This is a genomic window from Scandinavium sp. (assembly GCF_032012665.1).
GTDB lineage: Bacteria > Pseudomonadota > Gammaproteobacteria > Enterobacterales > Enterobacteriaceae > Scandinavium.
Genome location: NZ_DALZVG010000028.1, coordinates 46,977 through 63,582, shown reverse-complemented (window position 1 = coordinate 63,582; position 16,606 = coordinate 46,977). Strand labels below are relative to the sequence as shown.

Here is a 16,606-nt window from a genome sequence, read left to right as displayed (position 1 = left end):
CTGCCTGTCACGCAGGGGGTCGCGGGTTCGAGTCCCGTCCGTTCCGCCACTTATTGAAGGCCCTGAGCATATGCTCAGGGCTTTTTCTTTTGTTTTGAATTTGTCATTGTTGCCAGAATCGCAAAAATCCTCTGCATTTTTCACTCTTTTTCTCCCCGTCTGTACTCGTGATAATCCCCTGACTAGATAAACAAAGCCCTTAATGAGGAAAATATGACAATCCCTGCATTTGGTTTAGGTACATTCCGTCTGAAAGATGACGTCGTTATTGCATCTGTTAAAACGGCACTGGAGCTTGGCTATCGTGCTATTGATACTGCACAGATCTATGACAATGAAGCAGCGGTAGGACAGGCCATCGACGAAAGTGGCGTCCCGCGCAGTGAGTTGTTTATCACAACCAAAATCTGGACGGAAAACCTAAGCAAAGAAGCGCTGATTCCAAGCCTTAAAGAGAGCCTGAAAAAGCTTCGTACTGATTACGTCGATCTCACCTTGATCCACTGGCCGTCTCCGCAGGATGCCGTGTCTGTCGAAGAGTTTATGCAGGCGCTGCTGGAAGCGAAAAACAGCGGATTAACGCGAGCAATTGGCATTTCTAACTTCACCATTCCGCTGATGGAGAAAGCCATTGCAGCGGTAGGTGCAGAAAATATTGCGACCAATCAGATTGAACTCTCTCCGTATCTGCAAAACAGGAAAGTGGTTGAGTGGGCGAAACAGCACGGCATTCATATTACTTCCTATATGACGCTGGCCTACGGTAAAGCGCTGAAGGATGAGGTCATTAACCAGATTGCTGAGAAACATAACGCAACGCCAGCACAGGTTATTCTTGCGTGGGCAATGGGTGAAGGCTATGCGGTGATCCCATCCTCTACGAAACGTGAAAACCTGGCGAGTAATCTTCAGGCGCAGGAGCTTATCCTGGATGAGGCTGACAGGGCTGCGATTGCGAAACTGGACTGCAACGATCGTCTGGTCAGCCCGGAAGGTCTTGCACCAGAGTGGGATTAATCAAATAGGGGGGCATTCATGCCCCCGCTTTACTTTTCCGCTGAGCTTCATGTTCGCTCAGAAAATCAATAAAGGCGCGGATCCGCGTACTCACTGCACGATCGCTGTAATAGACAGCACTGAACGGCATTTCGACCGGAAGCCGTTTATCTGCCAACAGTTCGACAAATTCCCCGCTGGCAATCTCATTATCGACCATAAAATCTGACAGGCACGCGATGCCATTCCCTTGCAGACAAAGCTGCTTCAGTGTTTCACCGCTGTTTGAGGATATCCCACACTGAATTTCGTACAGCTGCCCGTCGCAGCACGAAACCGGCCACATATTGAGCGATACCGGCTCGGTAAATCCGATACAAAGGTGCTGCTTCAGTTCTTCTACCGTTTCTGGTTTTCCGTGACGAGCAATGTAGTCCGGTGAAGCAATGATCTTCCTGAGGCTGCTGAAAAGAGGGCGAGCGCGAAGGCTTGAATCGGCTAATGTTCCCACGCGGATAGCCACGTCAACCTTACGCTCAATCAGGTTGATAAACGTCTCAGAAGAAACCAGCGACAACGTAATTTCCGGATAACGCTCCCGGAACGGTTTGATCAGCGGCATCAGATAATGCAGCACTACCGGGGTGGCGGCATCAATCCGCAGTAGTCCACGCGGTGTATGACGAGCTTCCATCAGTTCATTCTCTGCGGCAGCCATCTCCTGCAGAACGCCCTGCATACGGCGAAAATAGCGCTCACCTTCTTCCGTCAGGCTGAGCTGACGGGTAGTACGATTCAGCAGGCTCACGCCAAGCTTCGATTCCAGCTTTTTCACCGCACGACTGACGGCCGAATTGGCCTGTCCTAACTGCTCTGCTGCGCGACTAAAACTTCCGCTTTCCACGACAGCGACAAAGATAGCGATTTCTTCGGATGTGGCTCTCATTATTGCTTCACCTGCAAAATTCTATTGATACTTTAACCATTTTTGTTATTTAAACACCGGCGCATACTGCGTGTCATCTTAATCCTGAATGATACGGAGTAAATTATGCCTCTGGCGCTACTTGCACTAACGATCAGTGCCTTTGCAATTGGCACGACTGAATTTGTCATTGTGGGTCTGGTTCCCACCATTGCTGAACAACTGTCTGTTTCTTTACCTTCTGCCGGGCTGCTGGTCTCTATCTATGCTCTTGGCGTGGCCATTGGTGCCCCGGTCCTTACGGCCTTAACCGGGCGTATGCCGCGTAAACAGCTGCTGCTGGCGCTGATGGTGCTCTTTACCGCCGGGAATCTGCTGGCGTGGCAGGCTCCGGGCTACGGGACGCTGGTGATTGCCCGCCTGTTAACCGGCCTGGCTCACGGTGTTTTCTTCTCCATTGGCTCGACCATTGCGACAAGCCTGGTGCCGAAAGAGAAAGCGGCATCTGCGATTGCCATCATGTTTGGTGGCTTAACTGTCGCTCTGGTTACGGGGGTGCCTCTGGGGACATTCATCGGTCAACATTTTGGCTGGCGTGAAACCTTCCTGGCCGTTTCCCTGCTTGGCGTGGTAGCGCTGATCGCCAGTGCTGTCCTCATACCTAAAAATATTCCGCAGCGCGCCACGGCGACGCTTCGTGAACAGCTTCAGGTGCTCACACACCCCCGCTTATTGATGATTTATGCAATTACCGCACTGGGCTACGGTGGTGTCTTCACTGCCTTTACCTTCCTCGCACCGATGATGCAAAACCTGGCCGGCTTCTCACCTTCTGCGGTGAGCTGGATCCTGCTGGGATACGGAGTGTCGGTTGCTATTGGCAACATCTGGGGAGGCAAACTGGCCGATAAGCATGGTGCAGTCCCGGCTCTGAAAATCATCTTTGCGGCGCTGGTTGTCCTGCTGCTGGTCTTCCAGTTTACTGCTTCGGTACAGTATGCAGCGCTGGCAACGGTGCTGGTGATGGGGATCTTCGCTTTTGGTAACGTCCCTGGCCTGCAGGTATATGTTGTCCAGAAAGCAGAACTGTATACGCCTGCTGCGGTTGACGTGGCCTCCGGCCTGAACATTGCAGCCTTCAACGTAGGGATTGCTCTGGGTTCGATTATCGGTGGACAGACAGTGGAACATTACGGCCTGGCACAAACTCCTTGGATCGGTGCAGTCATTGTGATGGCGGCATTCCTGCTGATTGGCATCAGCGGTCGCCTTGATAAGACCGTAAACGTGGCTATCGGCTAAGTCCGCATTTGCTTACAGTGTAACGAGCATCTTTCTGGAAAATGGCGTTGAAACCGTAAGCAAAAATCCCTATAACTGAAGAACCACTCCGCGATGGCGGCGTGGTTTTTCTGCTATTGAGGCCAGAAGTTTAACGTGCGAAAAAATACCTATGCCATGCGCTATGTTGCCGGACAACCGGCCGAGAGGATTTTGCCTCCCGGCTCGTTTGCAACTATTGGCAAGGCATTGCCGGCAGGAGAACCGCTGAGCAGTGAAGAAAAAATTCGTGTTCTGGTATGGAATATCTTCAAACAGAAGCGCGCCGAATGGCAGTCGGTTCTGAAGAACTTTGGCAAAGATGCCCATCTGGTTTTGTTACAGGAAGCTCAGACGACACCTGAGCTAGTCAGATTCGCGACCACCAACTATCTTGCTGCCGATCAGGTTCCCGCTTTTGTCTTGCCGCAAAATCCTTCTGGCGTGATGACATTGTCATCTGCTCATCCGGTGTATTGCTGTCCTCTGCGCGAACGCGAGCCGATTTTACGCTTAGCGAAATCGGCGCTGGTGACGGTTTATCCATTACCGGACTCCCGGCTGTTGATGGTTGTAAACATCCACGCCGTCAATTTTAGCCTCGGTGTCGACGTGTACAGCAAACAGTTGCTGCCTATCGGCGATCAGATTGCTCACCATAGCGGGCCCATCATCATGGCTGGTGATTTTAACGCCTGGAGCCGCCCGCGTATGAATGCGCTGTATCGCTTTGCGCGCGAGATGTCGCTGCGCGAAGTCCGTTTTACCGACGATCAGCGCCGCCGCGCGTTTGGTCGCCCCCTCGATTTTGTGTTCTATCGTGGTCTGAATGTGCATGAGGCCTCCGTACTGGTGACCAGCGCATCCGATCATAACCCTCTACTAGTGGAATTCAGTCCCGGCAAACCTGAGCGATAAAGGTAAGTCAGGTCTGCCGTGGGGCAGACCTGTGCACGTGAGGTGCTGCCCTTTTATTCATTCAACCAAGCAAGGACAACACAATGACCACACAAACTCACCACAATAATGTCGACAAGCAGTTTGGCTCTCAGGCAAATGCCTATCTGACCAGCGCCGTACATGCGTCCGGGCGTGATTTGCAGCGCCTGGGGGAAAGGCTGAGCGCATTTCCTCAGGCTCAGGTGCTTGATGTGGGCTGCGGAGCAGGCCATGCCAGCTTTGTGGCAGCAGCTAATGTATCCCGGGTGACGGCTTACGATCTGTCGTCACAGATGCTGGATGTCGTGAAGCAGGCGGCGACAGATAAAGGGCTGAGTAACATCACCACAGCTCAGGGTTATGCTGAAACTCTTCCCTTTGATGATGAAGTATATGACGTGGTCATCAGCCGTTATTCAGCCCACCACTGGCACGATGTCGGGCAGGCGCTGCGGGAAATCAAACGCGTGCTGAAGCCGGGTGGGATCTTCATCATGATGGATATCATGTCGCCGGGCCATCCACTGCGGGATATCTGGCTACAGACCATTGAAGCTTTGCGTGATACCTCGCACGTGCGAAATTACTCCAGTGGGGAATGGTTCTCAATGGTTAACGAGGCAGGACTGGTTACCGATAGCCTGATTGCGGACCGGCTGCCGCTGGAGTTCAGCTCCTGGGTGACGCGTATGAGAACGCCTGAAGCGCTGTGTACTGCGATTCGCCTGTATCAGGAGAGCGCTTCGCAGGAGGTGAGGGCGTACTTTGAACTGCAGGAGGAAGGGTCGTTCACCAGTGACACGCTGATGATTGAAGCCCATAAAGCGAAGTAAATAAAAAAGGCACCGGGGAATCGGTGCCTTTTTCGTTGAGCAGAGTATCAGGAATCGGGTCTGTCGCTGTTTTTGACATACAGCGTCAGCTGATCGCCCGGTCGCAGATTGTCGGTATCGCTGTTCCAGCGGACAACATCATTGATGTTGACGCCATGACGCTTAGCGATGCTCGACAGCGAGTCCCCTTTGCGAACGCGATAGGTAATACTATCGCTATTCTTCGCCAGACGGGATGCGCTGCTGCCTGCGCCTACGGTCAGGTTTTGACCGACTTTCAGCTGTGAGCCACGCAGTGAATTCCACTGCTGCAGATCCTTCGAGGTCACGCCTAAACGTGCCGCGATGCCTGAAAGCGTATCACCAGAACGAACCTTGTAACTACGGCTGGTCATTGGCGTGTTATCGGCCACCAGAGTCGACTGAACGGCGGCAATTTCGCCGGACGCCAGAGACTCACGCAGCTGATCGGCATGCTTTTTCGGAACCATTACGTATTTTGGTCCGCTGGCACCGAGGGTCGAGCCCTTAACGCCGGCATTAAATGCCTTCAGCCTGGTGACTGAAATACCCGCCATATCTGCGACCTGCTTCACGTCTACTGGGTTATCCAGGCGAACGCGGGCAAGTGCACGACTCTCATCTGCCGTTGGCAGCTGAACGCCGTAGCGTTTGCTGTTCTTGAGAATATCGCTCAAGGCCAGCATCTTGGGTACGTAGATCTTCGTTTCCTGAGGCAAAGAGAGCGACCAGAAATCGGTTGGTTTCCCGCGCGATCGGTTCGCTTTCACTGCTTTCATGACCCGGCCTTCACCGCTGTTATAGGCCGCGACGGTTAACAACCAGTCGCCGTCAAACATCTTGTTCAGACGCTGCATCATGTCGAGAGCTGCCGTTGTAGAGGCAACCACATCGCGACGTGCATCGTATGCTCGGGTCTGTTTTAAACCATAATTGCGCCCTGTGCTCGGAATGATCTGCCAGATGCCTGCGGCATTGGCGCCAGACGTTGCATGGGGGTCAAAAGCGCTCTCCACTATGGGTAGTAGTACCAGTTCCATGGGCATGTTGCGTTTCTTAACTTGCCCGGCTATCCAGTACATATACGGCTCTGCCCGTAAAGTTACATCGTGGAGATAGCTCTTATTACGTAAATACTTCTGTTTCTGTTCGCGAATCCGGCCATTATCCGGAATTCCCATCTTTAGCTCGCCGCCAATGAAAGCCCACAAATCCTTATCCTGCGCATAAAACGTTCCGTCGTCCATCCATCGCGCTTGACTTGTAAACTTTCCTGCTTCCCCTTGACTAGCCGCAGAAAGGCTCTGTGCGTGCTGCTGTACGTTACCATCTCGATTAGCCTGGCAACCCACCAGCAGGACAGAGGCGAGTAATATCGCTCGTGCCTTCATGTGTGTGGTCAATAGTTGCTTAAAAGACGAGCAATCATAATGGCGAAAAATTAAAAAGGCAACCCTGAATGTCTAGAAGTTATCTTTCTTTGACCGTAACCATGCAAAACGCTGTTCAGGTTGTTGCAATTTTGTTTCTTTGTCTATTTCTTTAATTAAATCAATATCATTTGTGCGTAAAAATACATTATTACGTCGTTCATTTTTCAGAATTACGGGTAGTGTCATTTGGTTTTTTGCACGTAACTCCTTCACTTCACTGTAATAATCATTTATGGCTCGATCCTGAGGCAAAATGCTGAGTGCAAACTTCATATTTGCTAATGTGTACTCATGGGCGCAACATACAAGCGTATGGTCGGGAAGTGCACTTAGCTTTTGAAGTGACTGATACATATGCTCCGCAGTACCTTCGAATAACCGCCCGCAGCCGCCAGAGAAGAGTGTATCGCCGCAAAAAAGATAAGGATCGCTAAAGAAACATATGTGCCCCAGGGTGTGGCCTGGCGTTGCAATTACAGAAAATTCGCACCCCAAAATAGTGATACGATCGCCTTCCTTAACGATGTTCGTCGCCCCTTTATGTTGTGTCTCTTCAGGGCCATACACCACAAGATCCGGAAATGTATCCACCAGTTCCTTCACGCCGCCAACGTGATCGTTGTGATGGTGAGTGAGTAAAATGGCCTCCGGCTGCCATTGATGTTCGGCAATCGCCGCAAGCACCGGTGCCGCTTCGCCCGGATCTACAATCAGGCAACGACCCTCGTCCTGATTCAGAACCCAGATGTAGTTGTCCTGCAACGCAGGAATACTGTTAAGATTCATAAATTACCTCTCATAATGTCGCGGAAGGTGTGATGAAACCGGCAAGGATACCTCTGAAAGCCACGGCTCCCCGCCACTGGGCTGAAATGCCTTGGGGCGAATACTATCGCGAGGCGCTGGAGCAACAGCTGAAGCCGTGGTTGGCAAAACTGTATGGATTTCATCTGCTTAAGATTGGCAATTTGAGCGCGGAAATCAATACCGATGCGTGCGCTATCTCTCATCAGGTTAACGTCTCCCTGGATGGCAACCCGGTGCAGGTGAAAGCAGATCCGCTGTATTTGCCCTTTGCGGAAAAATCAGTGGATGCCTGTTTACTGGCGCATACCTTGCCCTGGTGCTCTGATCCGCACCGTCTGCTGCGCGAGGCCGATCGTGTGCTGATTGACGACGGCTGGCTGATTCTGACCGCCTTCAACCCGATAAGCCTGATGGGCTTGCGCAAAATGGTGCCGGTTCTTCGTAACCGTATGCCTTATAATAGCCGGATGTTCAGCCTGGTGCGTCAGCTCGACTGGCTGGCGCTGCTTAACTTCGAAGTATTGCATCAGGGACGCTTCCAGGTGCTGCCCTGGACGAAACAGGGCGGGCGACTCCTGAGTATGCATCTCCCGGCTCTGGGATGTTTACAGGTGATTGTGGCGCGTAAAAGGACGGTACCGTTAACGCTCAACCCAATGCGCCAGAGCAAAGCGAAAACGCAGTTGCGTCCGGCGGTCGGAGCCACAAGGCAATATCGTAAACCTCAGGATTAGTTTTCCGGCTTGTAGCCCGTATCTTCCTGCGTCGGGCTCATTGCTGCGGCGCGGGCAAGCTCATCGCAGCGTTCGTTTTCCGGGTGGCCCGCGTGGCCTTTTACCCACTCCCAGCGAATTTTGTGCTCGCCAAGCGCGGTATCCAGTCGCTGCCAGAGATCGACATTTTTCACCGGTTTTTTATCCGCCGTTTTCCAGCCGCGTTTTTTCCAGTTGTGGATCCACTGGGTAATTCCCTGGCGCACGTACTGGCTGTCGGTGCTCAGCACCACTTCGCAATGCTCTTTCAGCGCTTCAAGCGCCACGATGGCCGCCATCAGTTCCATCCGGTTATTGGTGGTCAGGCGATAGCCTTCGCTGAAGGTTTTTTCATGCTGACCGTAGCGTAAAATTGCGCCATAGCCGCCGGGGCCTGGGTTACCGAGGCAGGAGCCGTCGGTGAAAATTTCTACCTGCTTGAGCATCTCTGGTAGACTTCCTGTAATTGAATTCGACGTAAACGGTAAGTCTGACATAAATGAGCGACATGAGCACTGCAATTACCCGCCAGATCGTCCTCGATACCGAAACCACCGGTATGAACCAGATCGGTGCGCATTACGAAGGGCACAAGATCATTGAGATCGGTGCGGTCGAAGTGATCAACCGCCGCTTAACGGGAAACAACTTCCACGTTTACCTTAAGCCCGATCGGCTGGTGGATCCGGAAGCTTTCGGCGTTCATGGTATTGCCGATGAGTTCCTGCTCGATAAGCCGACTTTCGCTGATATCGCCGATGAGTTTATCGACTACATCAAAGGCGCTGAGCTCGTCATCCATAACGCCTCGTTCGATATCGGCTTTATGGACTATGAATTCGGCAAGCTGAACCGTGGCATCGCAAAAACGAATACGTTTTGTAAGGTCACCGACAGCCTCGCGCTGGCGCGTAAGATGTTCCCGGGTAAGCGTAATAGCCTCGATGCGTTATGTTCGCGCTATGAAATTGATAACAGCAAACGTACGCTGCACGGCGCATTGCTCGATAGTCAGATTCTGGCCGACGTCTATTTGTTGATGACCGGCGGGCAAACGTCCATGACCTTTGCGATGGAAGGGGACAGCGCGCAGCGGGCAGGTGATACCGGAATTCAGCGTATTGTGCGTGCGGCAAGCCAGCTGCGGGTGATTTCCGCCACGGATGATGAGCTGGCCGCCCATGAATCGCGCCTTGATTTAGTCCAGAAGAAAGGTGGCAGCTGCCTCTGGCGCGCCTGACATCACAGAACAGGCGCTGAAAAGCCGCGTATGGGTGATTTTTGCAGCAAACGATTCAAAACCTGAGAAAAAGCGTTGACGCTGGATCGAGGAATACGTAATATTCGCCTCGTTCCCAAGGGAACAGTGGAGCGGTAGTTCAGTCGGTTAGAATACCTGCCTGTCACGCAGGGGGTCGCGGGTTCGAGTCCCGTCCGTTCCGCCACTTTTCGAGGCCATGCTAGTCATTAGCATGGCCTTTTTCGTATCTGCGTTTTTTGGTATGCCATCCCGTAGCCATTACTGTCTGGCTTGCATGCACTGGATTCCTTCTCCCCCGGTCGTATGCAGATTTTGGTTTTTCTGCCGCCTTAGAAATAGAGTGCGTTTACCGCAATGAGCAAAGGAGAGTAACTCTTCACTTCCCGGGTGGAAGTTTCTTCAGCGTTCTTGCTCGTGGTACCCGTTACCGGAAATGAAGGAGATAGCTGCGGATAAAAGCGTTCAGTTCCTGATTATTTTTAAGGGAGAATTTATTCATAATCTGGTATTTATACGAATATATCGTTTTGGTATTAATGCTGAGCCTGTCCGCAATTTCTTTTTCGTTTTTTCCACGGAGCATTAATCGAATTAGCAACAGCTGCTGTTTTGACAAATATTTACAGGAACACGTCGAACATTTTATCGCTGGATCTGACTGGTTATTTTCCCAGGTGCCGATAATCTCCTGCCTGATTCTGTGTACCGCCATATTCCTGGTGATAAAACTGGCGTTTCTAAAACAGTAGGGGAGCCCGCGAATAGAGTGTGTCTGCCGTTCATGGATGGCAAGCAAAATACCTTTTCGGTAACGACACAGATCTGAATAGCATAAGTAACTTTCCCCTGGACGCAGATCCATCACAATAATATTAGCCTCCGTGATGGCGTCGAGAGTGAATCTGTACTCGAAGCTGACATCCTGATGTAGCCGGTTGTGGCTAAAATCCCTAAGCAAACACTCCATTCCCTGCTGAAAGAATCTGTTTTTATCTCGTATTAATATTTTGATCATCCTGTTTGCTCTTTACTGTTCGCGTTATTGTGTTTGTTGTTATGACGAAGTAAATACAGCTGCTTATATTGTCGAACGATGGTCGCGCGCAAAATATAAATAACCGATTTAAACGAATGATGACCCTGATAATCATCAGGGGAGAAGTTTGCCATTAATGGCTGCTACAGAGAGGCTCGCAACACCTTTTTGCCATGCTGGTGGCAGCGTGAGGACTCTGGCCGACAGGCACGTTTCCTGACGGCCAGTATTATTCCTCTCAATTCACTATCGGTCGGCCCGAGCCGATGGATTCCTACGAGGAAGGCGTCACCATTACCGTGTAGGTACCACTATATTTACCCAAAGGATAAGTTTCAGCGCGTTGGGCTGAAACAAACCGTAATTTCACGCCCGGCTCGTTAGCTGGTACGTCAGCCAGGGTAGGGTAAACAGGACGGTTGTTGACCGGCGAACTGGTGGTTGAGCCAGTGCCGTTGTCATTGCCGTCCAGGATCCATGCGGTATTAATCACCATTTTATCTTCCCCTGACATTAGTGACTTGCCGGGTGGCTCCGTGAGCCTCAGTGATACCGCAGAGGCGTTGCCAATAAACAGAAATTTAGGCGTAATGGCACGCATATATCCAGCCTGGTTGTCCAGCTTGATGCTGATGTTGCCGTTAGTGACGTCTTTCCCGTCAACGTAAACCCGCACGCTGGTGCTAATTTCGGCTTCGACGTCAATGGTTGTCGTGACCGGCAGGGCGCTGGCGGTCGTTGCGCTAAGCAGCAGCGCTAAAGCCAGTGAGGTCTTTATTTTACTTCGTTCCATATCTTTACCTTTCCTTATTAAGACGTTGGCGTAATCACTGCCGTTAGCGTATCGGTTAATCGGGTACCGGCAGCCAGCCCGCTAATATCTTTACCTGACAGAGAGAAATTCAGGCCGACTATGCTTGCCGTCGCGCTGCCAGCCGGAATGATTCCGCTGTAAACGGCGCCTGGCGTCATCACGTGGCTGCCTATTTTTATCTGATACGGAACCGAAATTTCACCCTGCGTATCCTTCAGCTGAAAACTATTCTCCCGCTGCTGGCGTGATTCAAACGTTAGTTCGTAGGGCAGGGCTGCATCGCCGGCCTCCGGGGTTTTGTTAATTGTTAGCCTGGCGGCGTAAAGGTTATTTCTTAATACGTTAACTTCACCAAACCTCAGCGCCGGGCGATCGAACGTCGCCTTTACCGCCGGGACGCCGCCGCTGAGCGCGGTCAAATCGAGATAAACGGCGTTGGAGGCCATGCCGCCGTTTGTTTCAATAAAATTTACGTATCCCAACAGCACGCGCTGACCGGCCAGCGCAGCCGGGATGCTGGCCGTCGCAATACGGCCGGTATCTGGCGTGGCTTTCACACCGACCAGCTGACTTTGCGCCGGGGCGTCGAATCGTAATGATTCACCGCAGCGGGCGCTGAGCCCCGGCTGGGCTATGCTGCGGATGACCGGTACCAGTGGAATGTGCACAGCAGCAAGCGGCCCACTACCGCTGAGAACCCCGTTTTCACAACGCCCCATACCGGCAGGCGTCACCTGTAGCGTAAGGGTTTCATTTTCCGTCTGGTGTCGAACCAGGGCGTCCGGTCCCTGTTCGGCGCCACCCTGTTGGGTCATTTGCAGTCTGCCGCTGGCGACCGGACGAAACATCCAGTCCCCGGCGTCAGCCGCCCCTACGCTGAGCAACAGCAGCGTTATCAGCACTGAACGCTTCATCGATCACTCCTTTAACCGGCACTGGTCGTAAACATAGGTTTTTTTATCCATTTCAAACGCCAGCTGGCGATTGACTGTCAGGCTACGGGGATAGCCTGGATAGACGTTGAACTGGGCCTTATTTGTGCGGCCATCAATCACCAGGTTATGCATTTCGCTGCGCACATTTCCGGTAGCTGTTATCGTCCATTGGTTGTTCTGACAGCGCATCTCAATGCCCTGGGCCCGCTTTCCGTCCGGTAAATAGCGCAGAAGGACGTCATAACCGATAGCGAAGCGGATCTTATCTTTCTCCAGCGCCTGTTCGGGATAGCTGGGGCGAATACGCAGGCGGTAAACTCGCTCATGGTCGACCGGCTTTAACGGCAGCAGGCGCACCTTCCTTTCTTCGCCGTAGGGAATAACCAGCCGGGTTGGAGAGAACATGAGCGCAGGCTCTTTTTTACCGAGCTCTTTCTCAAATATTTCTTTGTCGGCGCCGGGGTTTTTAATTTCATAAAGCTCCAGCGTGACAAATTCATACTGGCGGGTTTCAGCCTTATCCGGATTAACGCTGTCCTGCGCCTGAAACATTGATTTCACCGTGACGAAGTTGTCGCGCGGGGTTTCACTTTTCACCTCTTTCACGATAGGAAAAACTTCAATTGCCTGCACCAGCGGAGTGGCACCGGCCAGGGTTAATCCCAGCATTAACGGCGCTAAATTGATATTATTTAACTTCACATTCAACCTCACGAATTTGCATAACGCCCTGCGTTTGCCTGATATTGCCGTCGAGCAGCGGACAAACATATTTATTGCCGTCTTTTTCAACCGACAGCGTGGTTAATTTACTTTTTATATCTAAGGTAAAATCGCCGACAAAAAGGCCTTCATCATCGGTCACGGCGTTGCCGCCGACGACCCGGGCGTGGGTCAGCGGTGTGCCCTGGTGGTAGATTCGACCGGTGACAGTTTGATTTTTAGTGGCGCCCAGCTTGACGCTATAAGCCTGGCCCGGCATCACCCAGGTGGAAACTGAGCGGGTAGTCAGGTTATAGAATGCGTTGGTATCGCCGGTATAAACCTGCTCAACCGTTGGCGCTATTTTCTGATAGGACAGGACTGGCAGGGTTGTTTTATCTCCGCCTTTTACGATAATCGAAGACGCATCGCGGTTGCGTACCTCAAAATACTGATCCTGCGGCAGCGAGGTGGCGTCGACAATAAGCGCGGCACTGTCATCCATTTTACCGAAGGCGGCATCGCTATCGCCGATCGCGAAGCCGCTGCGCTGCGACAGATAGTACTGGCGATAAGGGTTATGACCGTATGACTTATTCAATCCGACGGAGGTATACCCCAATTTATTATCCGCTGTAAGACCCATTCCGCTGGTCGTCTGGCTATCCGGCCCGTTGCCGAGGCTGGCGTTGACTGAATATTTTCCGCCGCGATCAAATTCAGGATTATCTAAATCCAGCGCATAATCAGCGGTATAGATATTGTTGTCGCTGCCTTTATCGCTCAGCTTAGAGCGTAAATAGAGTGACTGATAATGGTTGTAGCTACGCTCGCGCATGCCGAGAGTAAACTGAATGAACACCCGGTTGTCGGTGCTTTCATTGCGCCGATTGTCGATATTCCGGCTGCTGATGTATTCGTTTTTACCGTGATGGTAGCCAAGGTCGACACGCAGGTTCAGATTGTCGCGGAGGGGGAAATCACGGTTGAGGCTAAGATCCCAGGTTTTATAGTTTGTTTTGTCCCGGCGGCCATAGTCCTGATACAGCGTATTCATGCTATAGATGGCGGAGAGCCCGGTATTCCAGGGCAAAAACAGACTGGTGCTGAACTGCAGATAGTTAAAATCGTAGGCCGACACAACACCAAAACGACGGTAGTCGCTTTCGGAACCCCTGTACCGGTTATCGCGATAGCTCAGGTTAAAGCCCATGTTGTACACGCTTTTGCTGGCGCCCACCTGGTAGCCGTAGCTGCCGTCGTTGCCAAAAATAGCATCGCTATACAGGCGCTCGGCCAGCCAAAGGTTCAGAGGAATATCGGCGCTGCCGTTGTAATAGAGGTGGTCGTCGTCCATTAACACCCCGCCGCCAAAAGAGGTCGCTGAGCGTGTGGTGTAGCCCAGTGTGGCGCTGGCAAGGTTGTTGTTATCGATGGTGTTGACCCGGTCATCGCAGTTGCTGAAGCAGCGACCGCTGTTTTTGGCGCGTAAATGCCCCTGGCGCTCGTCATAGCGACCCAACTGAATGCTGTACTCAAGATCGCCGGAGCGAAACATGCCATCGCGCTTGAAGAAGGGTTGAATTTTTTCTTCCCTGCTGCCGTTCGCCAGCTTCAGTACCAGCCTGACGTCATAGCCGCCGCTCGGCCAGCCGCTGGTATTCAGCTGTTGCATCCCCGCAGGAAACTGCTGCAGGTCGATCAGTCGCCCGTTGCGGTAAACTTCGACGGTACCGGCCTGCGGCATATAAACGGCAATGGGTGAAGAAGCGCCCTGAGCCGAACGTAAATAGTTATCGGTCATATAGCCGAGTGAGACGCCGTCAAAGCTCACCGGGTTGAAAAAGCTGTAGGTGAGGGAGGGGGTACTGTAAGTGAAGTTATCGCTCAGCCGCTGGCGGCCGCCCTTGAAGCGGTTACTGTTGTGCTCCAGATAAAGCGCCAGCTCCTCAAGGTTAAAATCAATGTCGTCTGAGTAGCTCCAGATACTGCGAACATAGCTGTTGCCGGTCAGGTTGAGGGTATCGTTGGAGGCAAGGGTAAAGCTATCGCTATAGCTGTCGGACAAAAAGTTGAAGTTATGGCTATGTACGAATCCCGCTTTATTTTTATTCAGAATATAGGTTCGGTCGTTGTCGTCCGTTGGGGTCTTAAACATTGTGGAGGGTAACATCAGATGCATTGTCGCATCCGATTCACTAATCCATGCGGTGACTTCCGCATGGTTAAACCCTTGCCTGTTGACGCGCTTTAGCGGACGAGAAAGATCTTTTAACAGCGCCGCCCGGGTAACGTTAAGCGCAGGCATATCGGCGGCAAGAATTTGCTCCACGACGGTCTGCGGCGAGCTAAGGGTTACGCTGGTGCGGTCGTACTCCATACTCAGAGAGCCGATAGAGATGTCCTCATAAACAACGTCAAAAATACCGCTCTGGCGTGCGTTAAATATATCTTCAAACCCGGCGGGCAGCGCCACCTCAGAAGCCTTTACCACAGAAGGCACAAGCGAAATAGCGCATCCCAGGAAAATCGCGCTAAAAGTAAATTTACTGTTCATGCGTCCCTGCTTTTTTTATTTAAAGATTAGACTTAACTAACAGCGTGAAAGAATTGGCATAGGTATCCTGGCTGTAGTTACCCGCTAATAATTCTGATTTAAAGTGAATTTTGAATCCTTTGGCGACGGTTGCCTCAGTGATATTTTTGAGTACCGGTACCTGGAGCGGCTGTAGCGCACTGGAAGGAGTATTATTAAAAATAAACTCTCCAGATAAATTAATTTGCCGATCGGCTCCGCTGGTGGAATAGAGAACAAAGCTGCTGTCGGCAAAAACGATTTCAGCCTGTTCGACGTTGCCAACCACATAGAATAGATCAGAAACTCTTTCAAAGTGTTGAGACAGCCCGTTAATCGGCAGCGGAAAATTAATGCTACTACCCGCCACAGGAGCGTCATGATAATAGACGACAACGCGAGCAACCGATTCGGCTGCTACCTCCAGGCTAATCTGAGGGCCACCCGCTGCCTGCGCCGGGCCGCACAGGGGCAGCACCAGAGTGAGTAGGGCAAGAGCCGCGTATTTTATTTTCATCATAAGGATCCACACAGGGCCAGTGATGAATACTGGCCCTGGACTTTAATTAAAAAGAATTACGGCTTAGCGTTAACGTTCGCGTAGACAACGCCGGTGTAGTTACCCTGACCGAGGTCGGTGTAAGCCTTGTCGGAAACGAAGTTAAATTTGATTGGCAGTTCGCCGTGGGTGCCGTTAGCAACCAGGCTGTAGTCCTGAGTTGCACCGGAGGTTGCAAACTGCTTGCTGCCGGCAGAAGAGATGGCGTTGATTTTGTATGTCATGTCGTTCAGGGTGCCGCCTTCGGTGCTGTACAGAGTGAAGTTACTGCCGGTGGCAGACTGGCTGTCATCCATGATCAGGGTAACTTCCAGCTTGTTTACGTCGTTATTCCACAGCTTCAGTACCGGAGTGGTTGCTTCCATAAAGCCAGAGGCTGCCGGAGTCAGTACTACATCCAGATCGGTGATAGGCTTACCACTTGGATCGGTAATGTGGGCGCTGTCCGGTACGTTAGCGCTGACGTTGATTTTGGTATCATAGCTTGCTGGCGTATCAGCCAGAGCGGAAGCGGAAAGGAACAGACCAGCCAAAACAGAAACAGCTACTTTAGTTTTCATTAAGTATCAATCCTATGATAATTGCGTTAAAAATTTCCATACGCGCCGATAAGCGGTATATACCCGCTTATTCTTATTCGGCAGCGCCGCGCTACATGAGAGGGTAGCGGCGGAGAAAAGAGTAACGATCGTGACCTA

General features: G+C 51.8%; 17 protein-coding genes and 1 tRNA gene. 7 read left to right on the top strand and 11 right to left on the bottom strand.

Translation table 11 applies throughout. The features are described 5' to 3' along the window. The first annotated feature begins 213 nt into the window (after positions 1–213). Entirely contained in the window at positions 214–1,017 is an 804-nt protein-coding gene (gene dkgB, locus RTU33_RS18755; protein WP_312629359.1) for a 2,5-didehydrogluconate reductase DkgB, read from the top strand. Between the two features lie 16 nt (positions 1,018–1,033). On the opposite strand, the gene yafC is transcribed toward dkgB, so the two are convergent. After that, entirely contained in the window at positions 1,034–1,942 is a 909-nt protein-coding gene (yafC, locus tag RTU33_RS18750) for a DNA-binding transcriptional regulator YafC (protein ID WP_312629358.1), read from the bottom strand. A gap of 105 nt (positions 1,943–2,047) precedes the next feature. Between yafC and RTU33_RS18745 the strand changes: the two genes are divergently transcribed. The 3 genes from RTU33_RS18745 (at position 2,048) to RTU33_RS18735 (ending at position 5,013) form a co-directional block, all read left to right on the top strand. After that, positions 2,048–3,223 (top strand): MFS transporter, encoded by a 1,176-nt coding sequence (locus RTU33_RS18745; RefSeq protein ID WP_312629357.1) that lies wholly within the window; start codon positions 2,048–2,050, stop codon positions 3,221–3,223. Between the two features lie 135 nt (positions 3,224–3,358). Beyond that, entirely contained in the window at positions 3,359–4,159 is an 801-nt protein-coding gene (locus RTU33_RS18740) for an endonuclease/exonuclease/phosphatase family protein (protein ID WP_312629356.1), read from the top strand. An 83-nt stretch (positions 4,160–4,242) separates the two neighbouring features. After that, the gene (locus tag RTU33_RS18735; protein WP_312629355.1) at positions 4,243–5,013 is read left to right on the top strand and encodes a methyltransferase domain-containing protein; all 771 of its coding nucleotides are present in this window, start codon (positions 4,243–4,245) and stop codon (positions 5,011–5,013) included. A 47-nt stretch (positions 5,014–5,060) separates the two neighbouring features. Here the strand turns inward: RTU33_RS18735 and mltD are convergent, their stop codons facing one another. Continuing rightward, a complete protein-coding gene (mltD, locus tag RTU33_RS18730) occupies positions 5,061–6,425 on the bottom strand; it encodes a murein transglycosylase D (protein ID WP_312629354.1) in 1,365 nt (454 codons plus the stop codon). Positions 6,426–6,497: 72 nt separating this feature from the next. Further along, a complete protein-coding gene (gloB, locus tag RTU33_RS18725) occupies positions 6,498–7,253 on the bottom strand; it encodes a hydroxyacylglutathione hydrolase (protein WP_312629353.1) in 756 nt (251 codons plus the stop codon). A 32-nt stretch (positions 7,254–7,285) separates the two neighbouring features. Here gloB and RTU33_RS18720 point away from each other — a divergent pair, with 32 nt between their 5' ends. Then, positions 7,286–8,008, top strand: a complete 723-nt coding sequence (locus tag RTU33_RS18720) for a class I SAM-dependent methyltransferase (RefSeq protein ID WP_312629352.1) — start codon at positions 7,286–7,288, stop codon at positions 8,006–8,008. On the opposite strand, the gene rnhA is transcribed toward RTU33_RS18720, so the two are convergent. Then, the gene (gene rnhA, locus RTU33_RS18715; RefSeq protein WP_312629351.1) at positions 8,005–8,472 is read right to left on the bottom strand and encodes a ribonuclease HI; all 468 of its coding nucleotides are present in this window, start codon (positions 8,470–8,472) and stop codon (positions 8,005–8,007) included. The genes RTU33_RS18720 and rnhA overlap by 4 nt on opposite strands. Positions 8,473–8,534: 62 nt before the next feature. On the opposite strand from rnhA, the gene dnaQ reads away from it, so the two are divergent. Both dnaQ and RTU33_RS18705 read left to right on the top strand, forming a co-directional pair. After that, positions 8,535–9,266, top strand: a complete 732-nt coding sequence (gene dnaQ / locus RTU33_RS18710; protein ID WP_312629350.1) for a DNA polymerase III subunit epsilon — start codon at positions 8,535–8,537, stop codon at positions 9,264–9,266. A 128-nt stretch (positions 9,267–9,394) separates the two neighbouring features. After that, positions 9,395–9,471: transfer RNA gene (locus RTU33_RS18705), tRNA-Asp, on the top strand. 240 nt (positions 9,472–9,711) lie between these two features. Here the strand turns inward: RTU33_RS18705 and RTU33_RS21910 are convergent. The 7 genes from RTU33_RS21910 to RTU33_RS18675 form a co-directional block, all read right to left on the bottom strand. Beyond that, positions 9,712–9,999: a helix-turn-helix transcriptional regulator gene (locus tag RTU33_RS21910; RefSeq protein WP_409438262.1), complete on the bottom strand. Its 288-nt coding sequence runs from the start codon at positions 9,997–9,999 to the stop codon at positions 9,712–9,714. A gap of 598 nt (positions 10,000–10,597) precedes the next feature. Next, a complete protein-coding gene (locus RTU33_RS18700; protein WP_312629348.1) occupies positions 10,598–11,116 on the bottom strand; it encodes a hypothetical protein in 519 nt (172 codons plus the stop codon). Between the two features lie 17 nt (positions 11,117–11,133). Continuing rightward, the gene (locus RTU33_RS18695) at positions 11,134–12,051 is read right to left on the bottom strand and encodes a hypothetical protein (protein WP_312629347.1); all 918 of its coding nucleotides are present in this window, start codon (positions 12,049–12,051) and stop codon (positions 11,134–11,136) included. 3 nt (positions 12,052–12,054) lie between these two features. Continuing rightward, positions 12,055–12,774, bottom strand: a complete 720-nt coding sequence (locus RTU33_RS18690; protein WP_312629346.1) for a hypothetical protein — start codon at positions 12,772–12,774, stop codon at positions 12,055–12,057. Beyond that, a complete protein-coding gene (locus tag RTU33_RS18685; protein ID WP_312629345.1) occupies positions 12,761–15,331 on the bottom strand; it encodes a TcfC E-set like domain-containing protein in 2,571 nt (856 codons plus the stop codon). Before RTU33_RS18685 ends, RTU33_RS18690 begins: the two co-directional genes overlap by 14 nt. Positions 15,332–15,350: 19 nt before the next feature. Continuing rightward, the gene (locus RTU33_RS18680) at positions 15,351–15,869 is read right to left on the bottom strand and encodes a hypothetical protein (RefSeq protein WP_312629344.1); all 519 of its coding nucleotides are present in this window, start codon (positions 15,867–15,869) and stop codon (positions 15,351–15,353) included. 56 nt (positions 15,870–15,925) lie between these two features. Beyond that, on the bottom strand, positions 15,926–16,468 hold the full coding sequence (locus RTU33_RS18675) for a hypothetical protein (protein WP_312629342.1): 543 nt from the start codon (positions 16,466–16,468) through the stop codon (positions 15,926–15,928). Positions 16,469–16,606: the final 138 nt, after the last annotated feature.

What these genes read in the sequence shown, in the direction of transcription:
- mltD (WP_312629354.1), bottom strand. Translation starts at nt 6,425, where the DNA reads ATGAAGGCACGAGCGATATTACTCGCCTCTGTCCTGCTGGTGGGTTGC.
- RTU33_RS21910 (WP_409438262.1), bottom strand. Translation starts at nt 9,999, where the DNA reads ATGGCGGTACACAGAATCAGGCAGGAGATTATCGGCACCTGGGAAAAT.
- RTU33_RS18735 (WP_312629355.1), top strand. Translation starts at nt 4,243, where the DNA reads ATGACCACACAAACTCACCACAATAATGTCGACAAGCAGTTTGGCTCT.
- dnaQ (WP_312629350.1), top strand. Translation starts at nt 8,535, where the DNA reads ATGAGCACTGCAATTACCCGCCAGATCGTCCTCGATACCGAAACCACC.
- RTU33_RS18685 (WP_312629345.1), bottom strand. Translation starts at nt 15,331, where the DNA reads ATGAACAGTAAATTTACTTTTAGCGCGATTTTCCTGGGATGCGCTATT.
- RTU33_RS18720 (WP_312629352.1), top strand. Translation starts at nt 7,286, where the DNA reads ATGAAACCGGCAAGGATACCTCTGAAAGCCACGGCTCCCCGCCACTGG.
- RTU33_RS18680 (WP_312629344.1), bottom strand. Translation starts at nt 15,869, where the DNA reads ATGATGAAAATAAAATACGCGGCTCTTGCCCTACTCACTCTGGTGCTG.
- RTU33_RS18695 (WP_312629347.1), bottom strand. Translation starts at nt 12,051, where the DNA reads ATGAAGCGTTCAGTGCTGATAACGCTGCTGTTGCTCAGCGTAGGGGCG.
- RTU33_RS18700 (WP_312629348.1), bottom strand. Translation starts at nt 11,116, where the DNA reads ATGGAACGAAGTAAAATAAAGACCTCACTGGCTTTAGCGCTGCTGCTT.
- dkgB (WP_312629359.1), top strand. Translation starts at nt 214, where the DNA reads ATGACAATCCCTGCATTTGGTTTAGGTACATTCCGTCTGAAAGATGAC.
- RTU33_RS18675 (WP_312629342.1), bottom strand. Translation starts at nt 16,468, where the DNA reads ATGAAAACTAAAGTAGCTGTTTCTGTTTTGGCTGGTCTGTTCCTTTCC.
- RTU33_RS18745 (WP_312629357.1), top strand. Translation starts at nt 2,048, where the DNA reads ATGCCTCTGGCGCTACTTGCACTAACGATCAGTGCCTTTGCAATTGGC.
- rnhA (WP_312629351.1), bottom strand. Translation starts at nt 8,472, where the DNA reads ATGCTCAAGCAGGTAGAAATTTTCACCGACGGCTCCTGCCTCGGTAAC.
- yafC (WP_312629358.1), bottom strand. Translation starts at nt 1,942, where the DNA reads ATGAGAGCCACATCCGAAGAAATCGCTATCTTTGTCGCTGTCGTGGAA.
- gloB (WP_312629353.1), bottom strand. Translation starts at nt 7,253, where the DNA reads ATGAATCTTAACAGTATTCCTGCGTTGCAGGACAACTACATCTGGGTT.